Raw genomic sequence first — 22,244 nt, forward strand, 5'->3', positions numbered from 1 at the left:
GAAGACTCCGCCCCTGCAGATGCAACGATTTTCGTAAATCTACTTTAAATTGCTAAACTTGTACAAATCGAACCTACTTAATAGAATTAATATGAGACAATTCCGGCCCGACTCTCCCTGCCCGCAAACTGTCGAACTCGGGGAATTTCAGGTCGGGTCACGCCGGGATGTGAGGCAATAAATGACACCAGTGTAACACCCGCTCACAGGCCAACATTGCGCTCCATCAGCTTTTGATAGTGCCGCGGCGCGATGCGGTTCAGCCACCATGCCAATCGCGCCACCCGCCCTACGGGGATCATCTCTTGCCCTTTTGACAGTCCGCGCAGGATTTCCACGCTGGCCTGTTCCGGCGTCATGACATCCACCGCATCTGTGGCCGACCCCGGTCGGGCCAGCCCGCCGGATTGCGGTTCTGCGCGGCCGATATTGGTGCCAACAAAGGACGGCGCAGCGATTTGCACTTTCACGCCATGGGCCCGCTCTTCGGAGCGTAGCGATTTGAAGAACCCTTCCAGCGCATGTTTGCTGGCGGCATAGGCCGTGCGCTGCGTCAGGGGCGAGAATCCGGCCACCGAAGACATGGCCAGATGGGTGCCTTTTGCCTGCCGTACCGCGTGCAAAAACAGCGCAGCACAAGACACGGCGGCAAAGTAATTCACTTCGAACAGTTTGCGATGGGCCGACATATCCTGTGTTTCAAACGGTCCGATCTGGGTCAGCCCTGCATTATAAACCACAAGATCAATGGAAGGGCTTTGTGCCAGAACTTGCGCCGCCACCGCGTTCAGCGCATCAGCATCGCACAGATCACAAGCCAGCGCTGTGACGCCTGTCTTCCGGCCCATCCGCTCCAGTTGATCGCTTGGCAAATCCAGCAGATAGACCTGCCACCCCTGCAGCAACAAATCGGTTGTCATGGCCTGCCCCAAGCCTCCGGCGCCGCCGGTTATCACTGCTGTTTTCACAGGTTTGCCGCCTTTCTCCATAGCTCGAACACCTCCCGACTGGTCAGTTCAGGTGTGTAGCCGAACCTCTGTTTCAACGCGGTGTTGTCCAGTACAGGGCGGAACTGCAAAAATCGCACCTGTTCCGGCCCATAGCGGGACAGGCCAAGCGGTTTGGCCACCGCCAGCGCCAACTGCACCAGCCCTGCCGGAATTGTGCGCACAGGTTTGCCCAGCCGTTCCGCCAGTTCGGGGATGCCAACCGCCCCGTCCCCTGCCACGTTGAAGATACCCGATGGTCCATCAGTTGCAGCCCGCCGCAAAATGCGGGCCAGATCCTGCGTCCAGATAAACACAAACGGGCTGTCATATCCCCGCAGCATCAACAGTTTCGGTTTGTGAAACAGGGCGGTAATCTGGTTCTCCAGCCCCGCGCCCAGCACTGTGCCGACCCGGAGGACGACCTGCTCCAATGCGGGATGATCCTGCCGCGCCTGTGCCAGCATCTCTTCGACCAGCCGCTTGTGATGGGCATAAGGGAAGGCTTCGTTGCCGCGCAAGGGATCGCCTTCGCGCAAGGGAACAGGGTTGTCCGCGTGATAACCGTAGGCCGCACCGGAGGATGTCACCACAATTCGCCGCACATCGTGTTTGATGCAGGCCGCCAGCACAGCACGGGTGCCCTTCACGTCCACATCATATTCAAACGCCCGCGTGGACCCCTTGGGCGGCGAAACGATAGAGGCGAGATGCACCACCGTATCCGGCCGGTGCGCACCGATTACGCGGTCCGGGTCATCCCCTGTCACATCAAGCCTTTCAAAGGTAACACCTTCCGGCAAAGCGGGCTGGTGCAGGTCCGTGGCAATCACCTGATGCTGCGCAGGGTCAAGTTCCGCCAGCAGGGCCTGCCCCACAGCACCCGCCGCCCCTGTAATCAGAATACGGCTCATCTTTGGGCCTCGGTCCGGTTGAACAGACTGGCGAGCGCGATGCCAGAAATCGCGTGCCAGATACCCCAAAAGGCCGCGACAACAGCCATGCCGCCCAAGCCTCCGAAAAAGCCGAAGATCAGCACAAGTCCAAGACCGGAGTTCTGGATGCCGGTCTCTATTGTAATGGCGCGGCGGTCATACGGGCTGAGCCGCGCGAGACTGGCAAGGGAAAACCCGCCCGCCAGCGCCAGTGCATTGTGAAGCACGACCAATCCGGCGACGAACCATGCAAATTGCAGGAAAAAGCCCCAGTTCGCCGCCAGCGCCAACACGATGAAGGCCACAAAGATTCCCATGGATGCCAGTTGCATAGGCTTGCGCAGACGCCCTGCCAGTGCCGGTTTGCGGGCGTTCAGCGCGATGCCCAGCGCCAGCGGTAACAGCAGCATCAGCGTCACCGTGATCGCAACCTGCACCGGGTCAATGGCCGTGGCCTGCAACACCGCGCGGGTTGGGGCGTAGAGCCCGCCCCAGAACGCGATATTGAGCGGCGTCAACAGCACCGCCCCCACCGTGGCAAAGGCCGTCATCGACACAGAAAGGGCCGCATTTCCCCCTGCACGATGGGTGATAAAGTTCGAAATATTCCCCCCCGGACAGGCCGCAACTAGGATCAAACCCAGGGCGATCGACGGGCGCGGCGTTGTTACCAGCACCAGCAGAAAGGTCAGCGCAGGCAGCAGTAAAAACTGCGAGACCAGCCCGACGATCAGGGCTTTGGGCGCCACCAGCACCCGCCGGAAATCATCCACCCGCAAGTCAAGTGCGATAGAGAACATCACAACGGCAAGAATGGCATTCAGCGCCATCAGGCTGGCCGGACTGAAGTTCAGCATGATTGTGTCAAGATCCTGCATCACGCGCTCTCTTTCAGGGCTTTGATGTGCTTGTTCACGGCCCCGCGATAGGTTGCCTTATCCACGTAATAGGCCATACGCGGCAGGTCGATGTAATTCATCCCGCCAGTGGCCCGCTCAAATCCTTTGGCTTTCTTCTGCTGAAGGGATTTCGCTTCATCATTGCCGTGTTGCAATCCGGCGATGTAGCGGGCGATCATCTCGGCCTGTTCGTGACGCCCCTGCCAGCCCAACCCCGAGGCTTCGACCATGCCAAGCACAAACAGGTCATCCCGCTCCGGATGCATCGCGTTAAGGTAAAGATGGGGGGCAGACCCCCGCCAGTTCAGCAAGGCGTGGTCAATAAACGGATAGTGCAGCTTGTACCCCGTCGCAGCAAGGATCATGTCGTATTCGCCCTGCGTACCGTCCTTGAAATGGACGGTATTACCGTCCATCCGGTCTATATCGGCACGGATTTTAATGTCACCGTGGCCTGCGTGAAACAGGATCAGGGAATTGACGATGGGGTGGCTTTCGTAAAGCTCGTAATCCGGTTTGGGGAAGCCGTATTTCTGCGGATCACCCACAAACCATTTCAGGATCGCCCCGTCCACCTTGCGTTTCAACCACATGGGCAGTTTGATCATGCCGCCCATCGTATCTGCCGGTTTGCCGAATACGTACTTCGGCACGAAATAATACCCCCGCCGCATGGACAGTTCGCAGGATTTACCGTGATGGATTGCGTCCACCGCAATATCACACCCCGAATTGCCCGCCCCGACGATCAGCACCCGTTTTCCGGTAAATTGCGTCGGAGAACGATAGGCGCTGGAGTGGATTAACTCTCCGTCAAAGCTCCCTTCAAATTCCGGCATATTGGGTTCGGACAGTGTGCCGTTCGCGATCAGGACGCCGGCAAATTCGGCAGAGTATTCTTCGCCGTCCACCTCCCAAATGATGCGCCAGCCCTCCCCGTTACCGCCAAGCGGTTCTGCAGATGTTACGCGGGCACCGAAAGTGTAATGGTCGTACAGCCCGAAATGCTGCGCAAATCCGCGGAAATAGTCCCGCAAATCACGATGAGACGGATATTCCGCCACATCTTCTGCCATCGGGTAATCTGCAAATTCCGTCATCGTCTTGGAGGAAATCAGATGCGCGGTATCATACATGGTAGACAGCGGCGCATCGATGTCCCACAGCCCGCCTACATCTTTGTGCAGCTCAAACCCGTGGAAGGGGATGCCCTGCTCTTTCAGGGTTTTCGCCATCGCCAATCCCATCGGCCCTGCCCCGATCAGCGCATAACTCTGCGTGCCCTGCGGTTTTGTAATGTCTTTTGCCAAAATATGCCTCCTCAATCCCGAATAACATTGAACAATCGTTCAATATAAGGCAAGATAAATCTTGAGAGGTATCGAAGTGGATGAAATCAAACGCAAAAGAGCGCCGTCCAAACGGTCTCTGGAAACCCGTCAGCGGATTTTTGACAGTGCAGAGCAGTTGTTTGCAGAGCGGGGATTCGACGGTGCCTCGATCCGGGATATTGCCAAACTGGCCGGAGTCCAAACCGCACTCGTGAACCATCACGGCGGGGCAAAAGCGGATTTCTTTGAAGCCATCGTCGCCCGCCGCGCCGAACCGCTGGCCCAGAAACGGCTGGCGGAACTGGCTCGCATCCGGCCTGACCTTGCAAACCTTTCCGAAGAGGAAGCGGTTCTGGCGGTATTGCACGCCTTTATTGATCCGTTTCTGGCACTTGCGCGGGATGACACGGGCTGGCAGGCCTATGCGCGGCTGGTGGCGCAAGTGTCCTCCGATCAACGCTGGGCCACACTGGCGGCGACGTATTTCGATCCCACAGCACAAAGATTTCTAATGGCACTGACTGAACGCTTTCCCGCCGCCCCGCCTGCCACAGTGGCGCAGGGATTTGTCTTTACAATTTCGGCGGTACTGGGACTGGTCACATCACGCTGGCGCATATCCGCACTGGCAGACAGCAAAAACCGACCGGACGATCAGGACGTGATCGCAGGGCTTTATTCATATGCGGGCAGAGGATTTCTGGCATTACTGGAACGGGATTAAGCATCGCAGATTAAGCTATGCTTTTACGTCCATAATCCGCTGCAACAACTCTGTAGCCTCCTGCCCTTTCAGACTTTGTTGCCAGATCCGCTCTGCCACCGACTGGTGCAGTTTTACGGATTCCTCTGCTGCAGTAATCGTTGCGACACCGATCCGCACGTTGGCGGAAGCCCCCAGCCGGAACGGACTCGTCGCCACCTGTGCGCTGGTGCCTTTGCGCAGAATCTGAAAAATCGTACTGGGCATCGAATCCTGTACGATCCCGATTTGCATCCCGATTGGTTGTTCTTCGATCAGGGACTGGATGTTGCGAATTTCCTGACGGGCCACCTCAAACCGTTCAGCCGGAACCGGCGCTCCGCCATGCAGGTTGCCCACAAAACCCGAGGCGACGAATTGCTCCAGATCTGTGGCCGAGACCAGACCGATGATATTGGGCTTGCGTTCGCGGAACTGCTGTTTGCGCTGCAGCAGGATGTCCATAAGCTGCGAAATCGTATTTTCCAGCCCGTCGCGGTTGGCGGCGGTCTCTGGCACGCTTTCCCGTAAAACCTGCGGCAGCATCTCGTCGTAGGCATCTGTGGTCAGCAAATAGGGTACAGGCCCGAACAGCACTGTAATCTGGTCCACCTCTGATTCAATCTGGCGCAGACGCTCGAAAAACGTGATCGCCGAAGAGATATTCTCCGACCCCACCCCGAACAAGGATGCCAGTGAAACATCCAGAAGATCGGCAATCTTGCCCAGCGCATCAACGCGGATCGGCTGGCCGGATTCATATCTGTAAATCGCCGCCCGAGAGATGCCGGTCGCCGCTGCAACCTCCTCTGGCGTCAGCCCGGCACCGAGTCTATAGGACTTCAACCGTCTGCCAATGTCCGAAATCATTTGATATTGAGATGTCATACTCTGGGCTTTTTCCACGTTAGGTTCATCGGGTTTAGTCCAGATTTTGCCATCTGTGTAGACAAAACTTAGATTTTTCTCATTTTTGAGATTTGTCTTGACTTTGATACATTGCTGCGGTCCTTTAGCAACGATTAACAGTGGAGAACACAATGACGTTGAAAAAAACAATAACACGCCGCGCGCTGGGCGCACTTGCATTCGGGGCTGTGGCCTTGTCTGCCGCGCCAGCACTTGCACAAGACTTCACGGCACGTATCGGCCATCTGGAATCCCCCCAGCAAAGCCGTCATGTGCATCTGGAAAAAGTTGCTGAACTGGTTAAGGAGCGCACCAACGGCGCTGTTGAATTCCAGATTTTCCCGCAGGCCCAACTGGGCAACCAGCGCCAGATGACCGAAGGCGTGCAGCTTGGAACGCTGGAAGCGACTGTTGCACCGGCGGCCTTCCTCGGCGGATTCAACCCAGTCGTCTCTGTGCTGGACATTCCTTACCTGATGCCCGCTGATGCCGCCGCCGCCCAAGCCCTGCGCGAGGGCCCGTTCGGGGATGCGTTGCTTGCATCTTTTGACAAACGTGGTGTCGTGGGTGTGGCCTGGTGGCCAAACGGTATGAAGAACTTTACCTCCAACGCGCCTCTGGATGATATTGCATCCTTTGCCGACCAGAAGTTCCGCGTGATGGATTCCAACATCCTGATCGAACAGTTCAACGCTCTTGGCGCCTCTGCCATCGCACTGCCTTTTGGCGAGTTGTACACATCCCTGCAAACCGGCGTTGTGGACGGGCAGGAAAACCCGCTCGACACCATCCAGCGCATGAAGTTCTTTGAAGTGCAGGACTATCTTGTAATATCCGAGCACGGCGCGATGGAAGACATGGTTCTTTTCAATCCGATGTGGTGGAACAGCCTGCCGGACGAATACAAAACTGTCATTCAGGACACATTCAACGAAGTTGTCCCTGCCCTGACCGAGCATAAAGCGGCGGCTGTTGCGGAAGCTTTGACAGTGATCGGCGAAAGCGACATCAATATCCGCGAAGCCTCTGCCGAAGAGCGCACAGCCTTTGCCGAAAAAATGACACCGCCAGCCACTGCCGCCTATATCAAGCGCGCAGGTGATGAGGGCGAAGCCCTGATCGAAATCTACAACGCAAACAAGTAAGCGTTCTGCGTTCCGGTCGGGCCCGCCACTGTCGGGCCCGATCTCGTTTTCCCCCTGATCCGCCTTGCCGGTTGCAGCCAGAGGACCGAATTTGAAACTCCTAAACCTACTCAGACTTGTGGAACGAACCTTTCTCGTCAGCGTCTTCCTTGCCATGGTCATTCTGTTCTTCGGCAATGTCGTCGCGCGGGAGATCGGCGGCACCTTTGCCAGCCGCTTTGCATGGATCGAAGAGGCCGTGCGTTTCATGAATATCTTTCTGGTTTTTATCGCCCTCGGCCTGACCCTTGAAAAAGGACGTCATGTCGGGATCGACACCCTGCGCAACAAATTGTCCGGCATGCCCCGCACTGTCCTGTTGAAACTGATCGACGGGGTCGGGTTCTTCTTTGCAATTTATCTTGCATGGCTCGGCATGAGCCTTGTGGAATTTGTGCTGATGACCGGCCAGCGCAGCCCGACGCTGAATATCCCCATCGGCTGGGTTTATATGGCTCCGGTTACGGGGTTCGGCCTGCTCGCTTTACGCTTCGCCCTGTCTTTTTTCGGCGTCATCGACCGCTTTTCCGAAAACCAGCATGTAATCGAAGGGGATGACGCATGATCCTGATTGTTATCGCGCTCGCCATTGTTCTTCTGGTGCTTGGCTTTGAGATGTTTCTGGTGCTGGGTGTCCCTGCACTTGCCACCAAGGAACTGTTCTATGGCAACCTGCCTGATCCGGCAGTGGTGCAAAAAATCTTTGGCGGCGTGGACCATTCCACCCTGCTGGCGATCCCCTTCTTTATCTTTGCCGCACATCTGATGGGATCGGGCCAGATTGCGCGCAACCTGACAGGATTTGTACGCGCCATGATCGGCCATACCCGTGGCGGTATGGGGCATACAGTGATCGGCGGGTCTATGGCCTTTGGCTCGGTTTCCGGCTCTGCCCCTGCCACGGTGGCGGCGATGGGCAAGATGGTCTATCCCGAGATGCGCAAGAACGGATTTTCCGAGAAGTTCAGCCTTGGTCTTTTGGTGGCCAGTGCGGAAACCGCCCTGCTGATCCCGCCCTCCATCACATTCATCATCTATGGCTGGATGACAGGCACCTCTATTGCGCGTCTGTTTGCAGGCGGACTGGCTGTGGGCATCTTTTTGGGACTGGCCTTTGCCGTCATGGTCTGGATCGAAGCCAAGCGCAAAGGCATTCAGCCCGATGCGAAGACCTCTTGGGGACAACGGTTTCAAGCCCTGAAGGATTCAGCCTGGGCACTTGGCATGCCGGTGATTATCCTTGGCGGTATCTATTCCGGCACCATCACACCCACCGAAGCCGCCGCCGTCAGCGTTATCTACGCCATTTTTGTGGAAATGGTCGTCTACCGGAATTTCGGCTTCAAGGACCTGTTCCGCATCACCGAACAAAGCGCGATTTCCACCTGCGTGATCTTTATTCTGTTGGCGATGGGCGGGCTGATTTCCTTTTACGTTACACTGGCGCAGGTGCCGACCCAGATCACCGATTTCCTGACAGCAATTGATGCCGGACCGATCCAGTTCCTGCTGGCGGTGAACGTCTGCTTCCTGATTGCCGGTATGTTCATCGATCCGAACTCTGCCCTGCTGATCCTTGTGCCACCGCTGTTTCCGGTGGCCACGGCCCTTGACGTTGATCCGGTGCATTTCGGGATGATCGTCACACTGAACATCAGTCTGGGCATGATCACCCCGCCCTTTGGTCTGGATATATTCGTGGCCTCCTCCACCCTGCAAAAACCGGTGCTGAACATCATCAGGGGGGTCTGGCCGTTCGTCTTCGTCAACATCCTCGTCCTGCTGGTGATCACCTACGTACCGCAAATCTCACTTTTCATCCCGAAGATGCTCTTCGGCTAAGAAAGGCAAAACATGTCACTGATACAACGGCATACCGCCGGAGAGGTTTCTCCGGCGAACGGGACAACTCACGAAGTTGAAACCTCTGTAAAGTCGAACATAGCTGTGAATGGCGAGTACCGTCTGCTGACACTCGATGCGCCGCAATGCGTGTTGGACTGCCAGCCGGGACAGTTCTTTCACATCCTCTGCCCTGTCACCACCACCGAGCAACCCTACCTGCGCCGCCCGATGAGCATCTACGGTTATTCCGCTGACAAAGGCGAATTGCAGTTCCTGTACAAAGTCACTGGCGAAGGCACGCGGGCGCTGGCAACACTGGCAAAGGGCGACAGGCTGAACGTGCTTGGTCCGCTCGGGGTTGGCTTTCGCATCCGCGACGACTGGCAGAACCTTTTGTTGCTGGCGCGGGGAGTCGGGCTGGCGACATTGGCGCCGCTAGCACAAGAAGCGCAACGCCTGAACCGCAAGCTGGTTGCGATCTGTTCGGCCCGTAGCGCCGATGTCCTGATGTCTATCGACCATTTCAAAAGCCTTGGCGCAGAGGTGATTACTGTCACCGATGCCGAGGGCACCTCCGGTCTGGAAAACCTGCGCGAAATCATCGAAGGTCGCATCGCGGCGCAGGGCGTGGATGCCATGTACACCTGCGGATCGAACCGGATGCTAAAGCTGCTGCAAGAGATCGGTGCGACCCACAACATCCCCGGTGAAATCGCACTGGAACAGCAAATGGCCTGCGGGCTTGGCATGTGCCAATGCTGCGTGCGTTCCTTTAACCGCAAGGGCGTAATCACACAGGAACGGGTCTGTCGCGAAGGCCCCGTCTTTGGCATAGAGGAGGCGATGGCATGGTAAACCTTTCCACTCAAATTGGCAGCCTGACGCTGGCCAATCCGATCATGCCCGCCTCTGGCACCTTTTCCGAAGACCTGTCCGAAGTGCTGGACCTGCACCAGTTGGGCGCCCATGTAACCAAGACAATCACCGCGGAAAAGCGGGGCGGCAACCCGACCCCGCGGGTCTGCGAAGTGCGCGGCTCCATGCTGAACTCTATCGGCATCCCATCCAAGGGCGTGCAGCATTTCATCGACAATACGATCCCGTTCTACAACGCCTATGACGTGCCCTTGGTCGTCAGTATTTCGGCCAATTCCGCCGATGAATTCGCACGCATCTGCGAGCAGGTTTCCGTGCCCGGTGTGGCCGCGATTGAAGTGAATATCTCCTGTCCTAACATCGAAGAAGACGGCAAGGCCTTCGCCATGCGTCCATCGACCACCACTACCGTGATGGAAAAGCTGCGCAGCGCCTCTGACCTGCCGCTTTGGGCCAAGCTCAGCCCCAATACAGGGGAAACCATAGAGGTCGCCCTTGCCGCGGAAGAGGCAGGCGCCGATGCGCTGGTGGTGGCCAATACACTGCTGTCGATGGCGATTGACATCGATACCCGCAAACCGAAACTCGGCAATCTGATGGGCGGTCTGTCCGGCCCTTCGCTAAAACCGATTGCCCTGCGCATGGCCTATCAATGCGCCAAATCGGTTCAGATTCCGGTTATCGGCTGCGGCGGCATTTCCACGGTAGAAGACATTGTGGAATACCTGATTGCAGGGGCCACGGCGGTTCAGATCGGCACCGCAACCTTTATCAATCCCAACATTATGGTGACTCTGCTCGGGCAGTTGGAAACCTATCTGGAAACCCGGAATATCGCCAGCGTTAGCGATCTGGTCGGATCGGTTCGCGATGAGAATGCCGCCGATGCTGTCGTCTTCATGGAGACCGCCCCATGACCACCGCCCCGTTCACTGTCGACCCGGACGAGTTGCGGCTTGCAACGCAATGGTTCGACGACATCTACAACATAAGCCGGGACCGCCTTGGCGTGTCCCGTCCGTCCTACTCCGCCAAAGAGACCGAAGTTCTGGAATTTCTGGCCGATCTCTGCCGTGCAGAGGGGCTGGTTGTGGAAACCGATGCGGGGCAGAACCTGTTGATTTCCCTACCCGAAGATGCGGATGCAGAAAAATTCGTGATTGTCGGCTCCCATGTGGACTCTGTGCCGATGGGCGGGAACTACGACGGTATGGCGGGCGTTCTGGCCGGTCTGATGTGCCTGTTCCGCGCCCGCAGGAACGGGACCCGTTTTGCCCGCCCTGTAAAGGTTCTGGCCATGCGGGGCGAGGAAAGCGCGTGGTTCGGACCCTGCTACATCGCCTCCAAAACGCTGATGGGCACCCTTGGTGCTGACGAACTGGCCTCCGCCCATAAAGGCGACGGGCGAAGCCTTGCGGATCACATGGCGGATGTTGGAATTGACATGGCGCGGGTTTCGCGAGGTCAACCGCTCATGGATAAAGCCGACATTCTGGAATATATCGAACTGCATATCGAACAGGGGCCGTTGCTGATCGGAAAGGACCAACCTGCAGCTGTTGTTTCGGGCATTCGCGGCAATTTCCGCCACAAACAGGTGCGCTGCATCGGGGAGGCAGGCCATTCCGGTGCCGTGCCCCGCGCGTTTCGAAAAGACCCTGTGCTGGCGATGGCCGACCTGTTGCACCGTCTGGATGAAAGCTGGCTGACCATCGTGCAAAAAGGCGACGATCTGGTGCTGACCTCTGGCGTGGTCGGGACCGATCCCGAACGCCACGCCATGTCGCGCATTGCCGATGAAATCCGCTTCAGCCTTGATATCCGCAGCCAGAACAGCGAAGTGCTGGAAGCGATGGCGATGCTGTTGCGCGAAGAAATGGACAAGATCGCAGCAGAGCGCGGCGTGTCCTTTGACCTTGGGGATGTGAACAACACCCCCCCTGCCCTGATGACGCCGGAACTGGTGGAGCAACTGGAACAGGCCATGGCGCGCCTTGGCATGGAGCCGACGACGATGGCGTCGGGCGGCGGCCATGATGCGGCGGTATTTTCCAACGCCGGCGTTCCCGCTGCGATGGTTTTTGTGCGCAACCAGAACGGCTCTCACAATCCGGACGAAGCGATGGAGATCGAGGATTTTCTCGCTGGTGTCTCGATCATTTATGAGTATCTGGTTAAGAGCGCCCCATGTTGAAACCCTCTCCTGTCACAGCGCAACCGATTGTAAAGGAACACAGATGAGCAGCCATTTCCCACCCCGCGAGGTGATGAGCGAAACAACCGCGAATATGCTGCTGGAAATCGACGCAGTGCATTTTAATGCGGAGAAACCGTTCACCTTCACCTCCGGCATTGCCAGCCCGGTTTATATCGACTGCCGCAAGATCATCGCCTATCCGCGGCTGCGCGATATGGTGACGGCGTTTTCCGTGTCGCTGATTTTGCGGGACGTAGGGTTTGAACAGTTCGACGCGGTTGCGGGCGGTGAAACTGCTGGTATTCCCTTTGCCGCATGGATCGCCAAGGAAATGGGCCTGCCGATGCATTACGTGCGCAAAAAGCCCAAAGGCTTCGGCCGCGATGCGCAGATCGAAGGCGATATTCAGGAAGAACAACGGGTGCTTCTGGTGGAAGACCTGACAACCGATGGGGGCAGCAAGATCAATTTTTGTAACGCGCTGCGCCGCGCCGGAGCACGGGCGGACCACGCCATCGTCGTCTTTTACTACGACATTTTCCAGCAAACCCGAGACAGGCTGGACGCGGACGGCATTACCCTTCATTCCCTTGCCACATGGTGGGATGTTCTGGCCGCAAGCAAGAAGCAAAACCGCTTTGACACAAAAACACTCACCGAGGTCGAGGGCTTTCTGAACGCGCCTCTCGACTGGTCCGCCAGACACGGCGGCATATCCCATCTGACCCTTTAAGGAGCACGCTAATGATGTTCGATCAAATTCTGGAAACCCTGCGCAGCAACGGCAAAAGCGGTGCGGCCTATACAAAAACCATCGCTTTGGCTGAAAAGGCGATGACGGAAGATGCCGACCGCGCAGTTGCCTACGGATTGCTTTGCGATCTGGGCGAGCGGTTTATCGACTCGACCGGTCGCCTGCCCGTAACCTCGGTACAGATCGACAAAGCCTTTGAAGAATTTGCACAGGCGACGAGCGATCTGAAGGCAGCTTATGAAAACGGCAGTGCAGAGGAAACCCTTCAGACTCTCAACCGGATTGCCAGCCTTGGCCGGACACCGCTCGATCTGTCCAAATAAACGATTTTCACATCGCGCATCCGGCAGAATCTCACGCCGGATGCGCGAAAAACCCTACCTTCTGCGCACTGCTACGTGTCGCTACTTTTTTGTGCAAACCATACAAATTTAGATTAAACTTTATACATATGCCTGTTTTTAGGGCAGAAAATGCAGTCCCTCTCTGCCCCTGCGCCCTCCGCTGTGATCGTGCTTTGTTCGAGCCTACGAAACTTACCGCACCCGCGTGAGGAAATCCGATCAACAGTCCTGCCTCCATAAACCTCCGGCCTGTCAGTCCGGCCCAGCCCCGCGCTGTCGGTGCGGCCAAGCTGACGTTGCGCGCCGCCCCTTCAGGCCGCACTGGCATTGCGGATTTGCGCCAGTCCGGTGCGCTGAAGCTGGTTTTCCCCCGACAATTGACCGATGGCGCCGAAACGATCCTTGTGAACACAGCCGGAGGCATCACCGGCGGCGACAGGTATGATCTGGATATCACTGTCGAGGAAAATGCAGCGCTTAGCCTGACGACCCAAGCGGCAGAGCGGGCTTACCGTGCACAAAGGGGCGAAACCGGCAGGGTAACAACCCGAATAACCGTTCAGTCCGGCGCGCAGATGAACTGGCTGCCACAAGAATTGATCCTGTTTGAACGCTGCGCCCTCAACCGGCGGCTTTCTGTAGACCTGCACGGCGACGCCCGCCTGTTAATGGTGGAACCCGTCGTATTCGGGCGTGCCGCGATGAAAGAAGTTCTGCACGACATTCATTTTCACGATCGCATTTCGGTGACGCGGGACGGCTGCCCGCTTTACCTTGACGCGATGAAGATCAGCGGCGACGCTGCCGCCCGCCTGTCCCGCCCCGCCATTGCCAACAAGGCAGGCGCAATGGCAAGCGTATTATGCGTTGCACCGGACATTTCCGCTGATCTGGCCGCTGTACGCGATCTGTTACCTGCCACGGCCGGTGCCAGCCTGATTGCACCCGATACACTGGTGATCCGCCAGCTCGCACAAGACAGTTTCATGCTGCGCCGCAGCCTGATGCCCCTGTTGGAGCATCTGTCCCAATCCCCTTTGCCCGCATCCTGGAGGCTTTGATCCATGCAACTTACCCCCCGCGAAAAAGAAAAACTTCTGGTCGCACTCGCCGCTGACGTGGCCCGAAAGCGGCTTGCCCGTGGCGTCAAGCTGAACCATCCTGAGGCGATTGCCCTGATCACGGACGCTGTTGTCGAAGGTGCCCGCGACGGACGCTCTGTGGCCGATATGATGGAGGCTGGCGGCAAGGTCGTTACACGGGCCGACTGCATGGAAGGCATCCCCGAAATGATCCACGAAGTGCAGGTGGAAGCCACCTTCCCTGACGGGACCAAGCTTGTCACTGTTCACAACCCTATCCGTTAGGAGCCCCACATGATCCCCGGAGAACTCTTTCCTGCTGAAGGCATGCTTACCCTGAACGCCGGTGCCAAATCCGTGACGCTGATGGTCGCCAACACCGGCGACCGGCCGGTGCAGGTGGGCAGCCATTATCATTTCGCCGAAACCAACCCTGCCCTTGATTTCGACCGTGATCAGGCCCGCGGGATGCGGCTTGATATTGCAGCCGGAACCGCGGTGCGGTTCGAACCCGGCCAGCGGCGGGAAGTGCAGCTGATCCCGCTTGGGGGTGATCGCAAGGTTTACGGCTTTAACCAACAGATTATGGGGGCGCTCTGAATGCCTGTAGAAATTTCCCGCGCGCAATATGCGGCAATGTACGGCCCCACAACAGGGGATAAACTGCGACTGGCTGACACGGATCTTATCATCGAGGTGGAACGGGATCTGACCACCTATGGTGAAGAGGTCAAGTTCGGCGGTGGCAAGGTGATCCGCGACGGGATGGGGCAATCGCAGGCCACCCGCGCACAGGGCGCTGTGGACACGGTCATCACCAATGCGCTGATCGTGGATCATTCCGGTATTTACAAGGCGGATGTGGCACTGAAGGACGGTTTAATCCACGCCATCGGCAAAGCCGGCAACCCCGATACGCAACCCGGTGTTGATATTATCGTGGGTCCGGGAACTGAAGTGATCGCAGGCGAAGGCCGCATCCTGACTGCAGGCGGTATGGACAGCCATATCCACTTTATCTGCCCGCAACAGATGGAAGATTCCCTTCATTCCGGTGTGACCACCTGCTTTGGCGGCGGCACTGGTCCGGCACAGGGCACGCTGGCCACAACCTGCACCCCCGGCCCATGGCATATCGGGCGGATGCTGCAATCCTTTGACGGCATCGCCATGAATATCGGCTTGTCCGGCAAAGGCAACGCCAGCCGCCCGGAGGCGCTGGTGGAAATGGTCAAGGGCGGCGCCTGTGCGCTGAAACTGCACGAAGACTGGGGCACCACGCCCGCAGCAATTGATTGCTGCCTGTCTGTGGCGGATGACATGGACGTGCAGGTGATGATCCATACCGACACGCTGAATGAATCAGGCTTTGTGGAACACACGGTCGGTGCGCTCAAGGGGCGGACGATCCACGCGTTTCACACCGAAGGGGCTGGCGGCGGCCATGCACCGGACATCATCAAGATTTGCGGCGATGCCAATGTGTTGCCCTCTTCCACCAACCCGACACGCCCTTTCACGGTTAACACGCTGGAAGAACATCTGGATATGCTGATGGTCTGTCACCACCTGGACAAATCTATTCCAGAAGACATCGCCTTTGCCGAAAGCCGTATCCGCCGTGAAACCATCGCAGCCGAAGACATCCTGCACGACATGGGCGCGTTTTCCATCATCGCGTCCGACAGTCAGGCCATGGGCCGTGTCGGTGAAGTGCTGATCCGCACATGGCAGACCGCCGACAAAATGAAAAAGCAGCGGGGGCGTCTGGCCGAGGAAACCGGCGAAAACGACAATCTGCGGGTGCGCCGCTATATTGCGAAATACACGATAAATCCGGCGATTGCCCAAGGGGTCGGCCATGTGCTCGGGGATATTTCCGTAGGCAAACGGGCGGACCTTGCCCTGTGGTCTCCGGCCTTTTTCGGCGTGAAACCCGAAATGGTCCTCTTGGGCGGCAGTATCGCGGTGGCGCAAATGGGCGATCCGAATGCTTCGATCCCGACACCGCAACCGGTCTATTCCCGTCCGATGTTTGCAAGTTATGGCGGCGCACTCGGCCAATCCTCGGTCAGTTTTATTTCCGGTGCGGCGCAGGCTGACGGACTGCGCGACCAGCTTGGCCTGTCAAAGCAGACGGTTGCTGTTGAAAACACCCGCAACATTGGCAAGTCGGACATGGTGCTGAATGCCACGCTGCCCGAAATCGAAGTCCATCCCGAAACCTACGAGGTCCGCGCGGATGGTGAACTGCTAACTTGCCAGCCCGCCGAAGTCCTGCCGATGGCGCAACGCTACTTCATGTTCTAGGGGATTACGATGGGCACGCTTCCGATAGCACAAAACCTTCACCGAGCGGGGAACTGGACCGGAGCGGCGGACAGTTGCGTTCTGGATTACACGGGCCGTTTTTTGCGCCGCAAACGGCTGACCACCGCCAATGGCATTCCGTTTCTGGTGGACTTACCCCAGACCACATCCCTGAACGACGGGGATGCGCTGGAGCTGTCAAACGGCGGGCTGATCCGCATTACAGCCGCTTGCGAAGCCTTGTTGCAGGTGACTGGCCCGGATCTGATCCGCCTTGCGTGGCATGTGGGAAACCGGCACACGCCCTGTCAGATCGGTCGTGACCACCTGTTAATTCAGGATGATCCGGTTATCGGGCATATGCTGGAACACCTCGGCGCAACTCTGACACGGGTGAACCGTCCCTTTACACCTGAAGGTGGCGCTTATGGTCACGGGCGCACCCATTCTCATGCGCATGGGGCCACAGCCCATGACGGGGCACACTCCGCCACACACGCCCATTCCCATGAGCATTGAACAGGACGCGCTGACACTGGCGCAGTGGCTTTCGCCTGCTTTCCCGATTGGCGCTTTCGCCTATTCCCACGGGCTGGAAGCAGCGATTAACAGCGGTCTGATCAAATCAGGCGGGGATCTTTCGGACTGGCTGGAAGACATCCTTCAACACGGTAGCGGGCGCAATGACTGCATTCTGCTGCGCGCCGCCTATGTGTGCAGCACCCCCGCTGCCCTGTCAGAGGTAAACGACACAGGGCTGGCCTTTGCTGCCAGTGCAGAACGTCGGCTGGAAACCAGCGTGCAAGGCGCGGCCTTCTGCAAAACGTCCGCAGCGGTCTGGGGCGGAGAAGCCTCCGGTTTGATCTATCCGGTTGCTGTCGGCGCAAGTGCTGCGCGGCTCTCTCTCAACGTTGATCTGACGGCGGTTATGTTCGTGCAATCCATGACCGGCAATCTGGTGTCTGCCGCCCAGCGCCTGATGCCTTTGGGCCAGACCGACGGGCAGGCAATCCTCGCCGCACTGTTGCCCCTTTGCCAAGAGGTTGCCGCCGGAACAAAACAGGCAGGGCTCGACGATCTGGAAAGCACGGCATTCCTGTCGGACATCGCAGCCATGCAACACGAAACGCTACAACCAAGGATTTTTCGCACATGACAGTACTGAACGGCCCCCTGCGTGTGGGCATTGGCGGACCTGTTGGCGCTGGCAAAACCACACTGACAGCCGCTCTCGCCCGTGCGCTCCACCCTGCTGTTTCCATCGGGGTGATCACCAATGACATTTACACACAGGAAGACGCCGAAGCCCTGATGCGGATGCAAGTGCTGCCGCAGGACCGGATTATCGGCGTGGAAACCGGCGGCTGTCCCCATACTGCGATCCGCGAGGATGCCTCGATCAATCTGGCTGCAATCGCAGAAATGCAGCAGCGTCATGACGATCTGGAAGTGGTTCTGATCGAAAGCGGCGGCGACAATCTGTCTGCCACTTTCAGCCCTGAACTGGCCGACCTGACCTTATATGTAATCGACGTAGCCGCAGGAGAGGAAATTCCCCGCAAGGGCGGCCCTGCTATCACCCGATCGGACCTGTTGGTTATTAACAAAACCGATCTTGCCCCCCATGTGGGCGCATCGCTGGAAGTGATGGAACGAGATTGTATAAAGATGCGCGGCGAACGTCCTTTTGCCTTTTGCGCCTTGCGCAAGAACGAAGGCGTGGACGAAGTGCTAAACTTCATCATGCAATGCGGCGGCTTGTAATGCGGCGAGAGCGGCGGACGCCATCCGCCCGCCGCTCTCCGGTTTAACCTGAATATTCAGAACAATTGCTGGTTTGTGGACTGCATATTCAGCTCTTTACCCACAAACATATCTGTCTCAACCGCCTCTGCCAACACATGCGCAACGTCTGCACGGGAAGCATTGGCGCTGGCATCCACATCCGAACCCAGAACAATTTTGGCACTGCGCCCGTCATCTGTCAGTGCCACAGGACGCAGGATCGCATAGTCAAGACCGGAAGCTTTCAGATGCTCGTCCGCCGCGTGCTTTGCTTTCAGATAGTGGGCCAGTTCGCCTTGCGGGTTTTCCTGATCCGCACCGATAGAGCTTAGCATAACAAACCGTTCGACGCCCTCCTCACGGGCCTGATCCATCAGACTTTGAGCACCCTCACGGTCGACTTTATCGGTCATTTCCGCGCTGGCACCGCTGCCTGCGCCAGCAGCGAAGACCACAGCGTCCATGCCGGAACAGCAGCCTTTCTGCAGGTCGGTCAGATCCCCCTGACGCAGTTCCGCACCTTCAGGCAACACACTGGTATCAGATGTTTCCCGCACAAGCGCGGTCGGCTTGTAACCCCGCTCGATAAGATTGCGGACAACCTGCCGTCCGGTTTTGCCGGTTGCGCCTGCAACGAGTACATTCTTGTTAGCCATTTGTAATTCTCCTTCTCTTTCTGGATGGGCGCTTTGCGCAATGGGAAAGCACCCGTTTCTAAGGGGGGCCTGATCGCGTCATCAGGGCAGGAAGACTGCCTTGGCGTTGACAAATTCCTTCATTCCGAAACCGCCATGCTCGCGGCCGTAACCGGAATCCTTCACGCCACCGAAAGGCATGTTCGGATCGGCGGCGCCAAATGAATTGATCCGCACCATGCCAGTGTCAAAATGCTCTCGGGCAAGCCTGAGCGCGCGGTCCTCATCCCTGCAGAAGATTCCTCCGCCCAAGCCGTAGCGGCTGTCATTGGCAAGCTGCATCGCATGCTCGTCGTCTTTCGCCCGGATGACAGAGGCGACCGGCCCGAAGATTTCATCGTCAAACGCTGGCATGCCTTCTTTCAGATCGGCCAGAACGGTGGCGGGGTAATAGGCACCGGTGCGCTCAGGCACCTCGCCCCCGCAAAGTACCGAAGCACCAAGGGACACACTTTTTTCAACCTGACCTTTAACGGTGTTGAACTGGTCTTCGCTCGACAACGGACCAAGCTGGGTATCCTCATCCGTCGGATCGCCCATTCTGATCGCCTTCATCTGCTCTACAAACGCATCTACAAACGCGTCGTAAACCTTGTCTGTGACGATGAAGCGTTTGGCCGAAACACAGGTTTCCCCGTTGTTATAAAGCCGCCCCATAACCGAAAACTTCACAGCGGTTTCAACGTCGGCGTCCTCCAGCACTAGGTAGGCGTCATTTGACCCAAGCTCCAACACGGTTTTCTTCAGCGCTTTTGCCGCGACCGAGCCGATGTGTCGGCCTGCACCATCGCTGCCGGTCATAGTCACACCGCGCACTTTGGGGTGCTCGATCAGCTTGTCAGAGGTATCGTGGTCAATCACCACAACCTGAAACAGATCTTCGGGCAATCCTGCCTCTATGCAAAGTTCACGCAATCGCAGCCCGGAGCCCGTACAAATGCTCGCGTGTTTCAGCACACAGCCGTTCCCGACCATAAGGTTCGCTGCCAGAACGCGAACAGGCTGATAGAGCGGAAAGTTCCACGGCTGGATTGAATAGATCACCCCGATCGGCTGATAGGTCACGATCCCTTTCTTTCCGTCCCCGTGGGCCCGCTGCTCATCCGCGAGCATGTCGGGTCCGTTTTTCGCAGTGTATTCAAAGATCGCTGCACAGATTTCGATTTCCGTGTGACCGTCCTTCAACAGCTTGCCGGTCTCTTTTGTCATCAGTTCGGCCAGCTCGTCTGCGTTGTCCCGCAGCTTTTGAGCAATTTTTTCGAGGTAAGGCGCACGTTCGGCGTGGGAGAGTTTGCGCCATTCGAGAAAGGCTTCGTGAGAGGCTTCCAACCGCTCCAATACCTCGGCCTCGCTCATTACGTCATAGGATTGGAGTTTTTCGCCGGTTGCCGGATTCTGCGTGGTAATTTTCGCCATGGATTGTTCCTTTCGCTTTGCAGACCCAACAGGTGGGACGCGCGAAAGTTCCAGTCACTGGAAGAAAATTGATCACGAAGACGTCAGGTCAGACTGCTGTGCCTGTGGAAGACGCCGCTTTACGGGTGTGTTGTTCCCAGCAGTCGTCTATCATATCTGCGATGTCGTTTGTCTCGAACGGCTTTGTAATCACCGCTTCGGCGCCTGCCGCCATAAGACGGTCCGTATTGCTCCGTTCAGCCTTGGCTGTCATGAAGATAGCCGGAATATCGCTCAGTCCGTCAATGGCTGCGATACCCTTCCATGTTTCCTCTCCATCCAGTTCCGGCATCATGAAGTCGAGCAGTAAAAGTTGCGGTTTGAAACTACGTGCAATCTCGATGGCTTCCTTGCCGCTTGCACAGGATTTAATTTCGTATCCCCGCGCAATTTCCAGCGTGATCTGGACGATAAACCGGATATCGTCCTCGTCATCTACGTGTAGAATTCTTTTAAGCTCAGTCATTATATGTCCTCGGAGGAAAGAACCTCCGCCTACCTAAACAGCAGCGACAGCAGCCGCTTCCTTTTGTGATTTGATCTTGTCGAATGTGATAGTGAAAGTCGTACCGGCGCCCAGGACGCTGTCATAACGGATCGTCCCGTCCATTTTTTCAAGAACGGCGCGGGCAAGGAACAGGCCAAGTCCGGTCCCTCCCGCCTTGCGCACATCTGTGCCGTCCAGTTGCGTGAAACTGGAAAACACTGCATCTTCCTGACCTTCGGGAATACCTTCGCCTTGGTCCGCGACAGTCAGATCAACCTTGTCGCCGCGTTCGGCCAATCCTAACGAAATGGTGGTATCGGGACCGGAAAACTTGACAGCGTTAGAGATCAGCCCCGCCATAATCCGCTCTAGCCGTTTCTTGTCCACGCTGATTTTGAGTTCCGGCAGAGGGTCCTGAAGCACGAGTTTACGCCCCTGACTTTCAACTGCAGCGAAATTGGCTTCATAAACCGATTTCAGCACAACAGGGCAGGAAACAGTAGTCATGTTGACCAACAATTCGTCCGCCTCAAGGCTTTGCACATCCAGCACATCGCCGACCAGTTCGGTTAGGTTGGCCGCGTTCTTGCGTGCGATTTGCAAAGTCCGTTTCTGATGGTCCGACAGCTCTCCCATAGCGCCGCTGTCCAATAAAGCGATTGCGCCGCTTACAGAGGTCAGCGGCGTGCGCAACTCGTGACTGATGGTAGACAGGAACCGCGATTTGGCGATCAGGGCCGAGGTCGCTTTTTCCTTCTCTTCCTTCAGTGTCTCCATCTGTTCAAGGTTGTTGCGATAAAGTTTGATGTAGACCAGCGAACTGTCGACGATGAAGAACAGAACGAAGATAACCGTGAACATCTCCAGCCAGATCGGCGACATCATCGCGGCATCTGTCTCGACGATATCAATGATCGGGATTGCCAGAAAAGTGACAGTGTAGATCAGCAGACGTACGCCAATATAGGCCAGAACCTGATGGTTGTTCATGGCGGCAAACAGGGCCGCGGCAAACAGGAAAAACATCGGCGTAAAGTGGGTCGTGTTGCCCTCTTGCCGCGCGATTGTGAAGATAAAATAGCAAATTGCCGAAGCGTTCAGAACGGTGTTCAGCAGCAGCCCGTAATAATTGATAACGACCCTCCGCAAAGAGCCGGTTCTTTCGTCCTCCTGCACCCGCCGCGCAAGGTAAATATCGAAAACTTCGGTGATCTGGATCAGGGTCAGACAATAGACAGCAATCCAGAAGTCAAAGTAAACCGCCGCAAGAATAGCGGTGGCCATAAAGATTGTCTGCCGTTGTACAAGTAAACCCGAAATACATCCGACATAGTCAACCATCCGCCTCTGAACTTTTTTCAGAGAGGCCGGATCAGTCGAGATCAGTATGCTGCCTTGATGTATCAACGTGGGATATTACCTTTTAGG

At 57.0% G+C, this 22,244-nt stretch carries 25 protein-coding genes; 16 read left to right on the top strand and 9 right to left on the bottom strand.

Going from position 1 to position 22,244, the window contains the following annotated elements; translation table 11 throughout:
* Positions 1–203: 203 nt before the first annotated feature.
* From C0U40_RS17515 to C0U40_RS17530, 4 genes are read right to left on the bottom strand one after another with little or no spacing between them, the layout of a single operon-like run.
* A complete protein-coding gene (locus tag C0U40_RS17515) occupies positions 204–968 on the bottom strand; it encodes an SDR family NAD(P)-dependent oxidoreductase (protein WP_101657146.1) in 765 nt (254 codons plus the stop codon).
* Positions 965–1,900 (bottom strand): SDR family oxidoreductase, encoded by a 936-nt coding sequence (locus tag C0U40_RS17520; protein WP_101657095.1) that lies wholly within the window; start codon positions 1,898–1,900, stop codon positions 965–967. The genes C0U40_RS17515 and C0U40_RS17520 overlap by 4 nt, the downstream gene beginning before the upstream one ends.
* Positions 1,897–2,799, bottom strand: coding sequence for a bile acid:sodium symporter family protein (locus C0U40_RS17525; protein WP_101657096.1), 903 nt, complete (start codon positions 2,797–2,799; stop codon positions 1,897–1,899). Before C0U40_RS17525 ends, C0U40_RS17520 begins: the two co-directional genes overlap by 4 nt.
* Complete coding sequence (locus tag C0U40_RS17530; RefSeq protein WP_286135079.1) at positions 2,799–4,130, bottom strand: flavin-containing monooxygenase; 1,332 nt, start codon at positions 4,128–4,130, stop codon at positions 2,799–2,801. The genes C0U40_RS17525 and C0U40_RS17530 overlap by 1 nt, the downstream gene beginning before the upstream one ends.
* 61 nt (positions 4,131–4,191) lie before the next feature.
* On the opposite strand from C0U40_RS17530, the gene C0U40_RS17535 reads away from it, so the two are divergent.
* Complete coding sequence (locus C0U40_RS17535; protein WP_101657097.1) at positions 4,192–4,875, top strand: TetR/AcrR family transcriptional regulator; 684 nt, start codon at positions 4,192–4,194, stop codon at positions 4,873–4,875.
* Positions 4,876–4,890: 15 nt separating this feature from the next.
* On the opposite strand, the gene C0U40_RS17540 is transcribed toward C0U40_RS17535, so the two are convergent.
* Positions 4,891–5,781, bottom strand: coding sequence for a helix-turn-helix domain-containing protein (locus C0U40_RS17540; protein ID WP_101657098.1), 891 nt, complete (start codon positions 5,779–5,781; stop codon positions 4,891–4,893).
* Between the two features lie 152 nt (positions 5,782–5,933).
* Here C0U40_RS17540 and C0U40_RS17545 point away from each other — a divergent pair, with 152 nt between their 5' ends.
* The 15 genes from C0U40_RS17545 to ureG all read left to right on the top strand — a co-directional run bounded on the left by C0U40_RS17545 (position 5,934) and on the right by ureG (position 18,158).
* Positions 5,934–6,947, top strand: a complete 1,014-nt coding sequence (locus C0U40_RS17545) for a TRAP transporter substrate-binding protein (protein WP_101657099.1) — start codon at positions 5,934–5,936, stop codon at positions 6,945–6,947.
* 91 nt (positions 6,948–7,038) lie between these two features.
* Positions 7,039–7,551: a TRAP transporter small permease gene (locus C0U40_RS17550; protein WP_101657100.1), complete on the top strand. Its 513-nt coding sequence runs from the start codon at positions 7,039–7,041 to the stop codon at positions 7,549–7,551.
* On the top strand, positions 7,548–8,828 hold the full coding sequence (locus C0U40_RS17555; RefSeq protein ID WP_101657101.1) for a TRAP transporter large permease: 1,281 nt from the start codon (positions 7,548–7,550) through the stop codon (positions 8,826–8,828). Before C0U40_RS17550 ends, C0U40_RS17555 begins: the two co-directional genes overlap by 4 nt.
* Before the next feature lie 12 nt (positions 8,829–8,840).
* Positions 8,841–9,686 carry a dihydroorotate dehydrogenase electron transfer subunit gene (locus tag C0U40_RS17560; protein ID WP_101657102.1) on the top strand — a complete coding sequence of 282 codons (846 nt, stop codon included), beginning with the start codon at positions 8,841–8,843 and terminating at the stop codon, positions 9,684–9,686.
* On the top strand, positions 9,680–10,624 hold the full coding sequence (locus tag C0U40_RS17565) for a dihydroorotate dehydrogenase (protein WP_101657103.1): 945 nt from the start codon (positions 9,680–9,682) through the stop codon (positions 10,622–10,624). Before C0U40_RS17560 ends, C0U40_RS17565 begins: the two co-directional genes overlap by 7 nt.
* Complete coding sequence (locus C0U40_RS17570; RefSeq protein ID WP_101657104.1) at positions 10,621–11,901, top strand: Zn-dependent hydrolase; 1,281 nt, start codon at positions 10,621–10,623, stop codon at positions 11,899–11,901. The genes C0U40_RS17565 and C0U40_RS17570 overlap by 4 nt, the downstream gene beginning before the upstream one ends.
* A gap of 43 nt (positions 11,902–11,944) precedes the next feature.
* A complete protein-coding gene (locus C0U40_RS17575; RefSeq protein ID WP_101657105.1) occupies positions 11,945–12,637 on the top strand; it encodes an orotate phosphoribosyltransferase in 693 nt (230 codons plus the stop codon).
* Between the two features lie 11 nt (positions 12,638–12,648).
* On the top strand, positions 12,649–12,981 hold the full coding sequence (locus C0U40_RS17580) for a hypothetical protein (protein WP_101657106.1): 333 nt from the start codon (positions 12,649–12,651) through the stop codon (positions 12,979–12,981).
* 317 nt (positions 12,982–13,298) lie between these two features.
* Positions 13,299–14,063, top strand: a complete 765-nt coding sequence (locus C0U40_RS17585; RefSeq protein ID WP_286135080.1) for an urease accessory protein UreD — start codon at positions 13,299–13,301, stop codon at positions 14,061–14,063.
* A gap of 3 nt (positions 14,064–14,066) precedes the next feature.
* On the top strand, positions 14,067–14,369 hold the full coding sequence (locus tag C0U40_RS17590; protein WP_101657108.1) for an urease subunit gamma: 303 nt from the start codon (positions 14,067–14,069) through the stop codon (positions 14,367–14,369).
* Between the two features lie 9 nt (positions 14,370–14,378).
* Positions 14,379–14,684 (top strand): urease subunit beta, encoded by a 306-nt coding sequence (locus C0U40_RS17595; protein ID WP_101657109.1) that lies wholly within the window; start codon positions 14,379–14,381, stop codon positions 14,682–14,684.
* Positions 14,685–16,394, top strand: a complete 1,710-nt coding sequence (gene ureC / locus C0U40_RS17600; protein WP_101657110.1) for an urease subunit alpha — start codon at positions 14,685–14,687, stop codon at positions 16,392–16,394.
* Between the two features lie 9 nt (positions 16,395–16,403).
* Positions 16,404–16,913, top strand: coding sequence for an urease accessory protein UreE (locus tag C0U40_RS17605; RefSeq protein ID WP_101657111.1), 510 nt, complete (start codon positions 16,404–16,406; stop codon positions 16,911–16,913).
* A complete protein-coding gene (locus C0U40_RS17610) occupies positions 16,903–17,550 on the top strand; it encodes an urease accessory protein UreF (RefSeq protein WP_101657112.1) in 648 nt (215 codons plus the stop codon). The genes C0U40_RS17605 and C0U40_RS17610 overlap by 11 nt, the downstream gene beginning before the upstream one ends.
* On the top strand, positions 17,547–18,158 hold the full coding sequence (gene ureG / locus C0U40_RS17615) for an urease accessory protein UreG (RefSeq protein ID WP_101657113.1): 612 nt from the start codon (positions 17,547–17,549) through the stop codon (positions 18,156–18,158). Before C0U40_RS17610 ends, ureG begins: the two co-directional genes overlap by 4 nt.
* Positions 18,159–18,214: 56 nt before the next feature.
* Here the strand turns inward: ureG and C0U40_RS17620 are convergent, their stop codons facing one another.
* The 4 genes from C0U40_RS17620 to C0U40_RS17635 all read right to left on the bottom strand — a co-directional run bounded on the left by C0U40_RS17620 (position 18,215) and on the right by C0U40_RS17635 (position 22,100).
* On the bottom strand, positions 18,215–18,835 hold the full coding sequence (locus C0U40_RS17620; RefSeq protein ID WP_101657114.1) for an SDR family oxidoreductase: 621 nt from the start codon (positions 18,833–18,835) through the stop codon (positions 18,215–18,217).
* An 81-nt stretch (positions 18,836–18,916) separates the two neighbouring features.
* Positions 18,917–20,290, bottom strand: a complete 1,374-nt coding sequence (locus C0U40_RS17625; protein ID WP_101657115.1) for an NAD-dependent succinate-semialdehyde dehydrogenase — start codon at positions 20,288–20,290, stop codon at positions 18,917–18,919.
* Positions 20,291–20,378: 88 nt separating this feature from the next.
* Entirely contained in the window at positions 20,379–20,795 is a 417-nt protein-coding gene (locus C0U40_RS17630; protein WP_101657116.1) for a response regulator, read from the bottom strand.
* A gap of 33 nt (positions 20,796–20,828) precedes the next feature.
* Complete coding sequence (locus C0U40_RS17635; RefSeq protein ID WP_180957739.1) at positions 20,829–22,100, bottom strand: sensor histidine kinase; 1,272 nt, start codon at positions 22,098–22,100, stop codon at positions 20,829–20,831.
* Positions 22,101–22,244 lie beyond the last annotated feature (144 nt).

Origin of the sequence: Neptunicoccus cionae (genome assembly GCF_002860325.1) — a bacterium.
GTDB classification, from domain to species: domain Bacteria; phylum Pseudomonadota; class Alphaproteobacteria; order Rhodobacterales; family Rhodobacteraceae; genus Amylibacter; species Amylibacter lutimaris.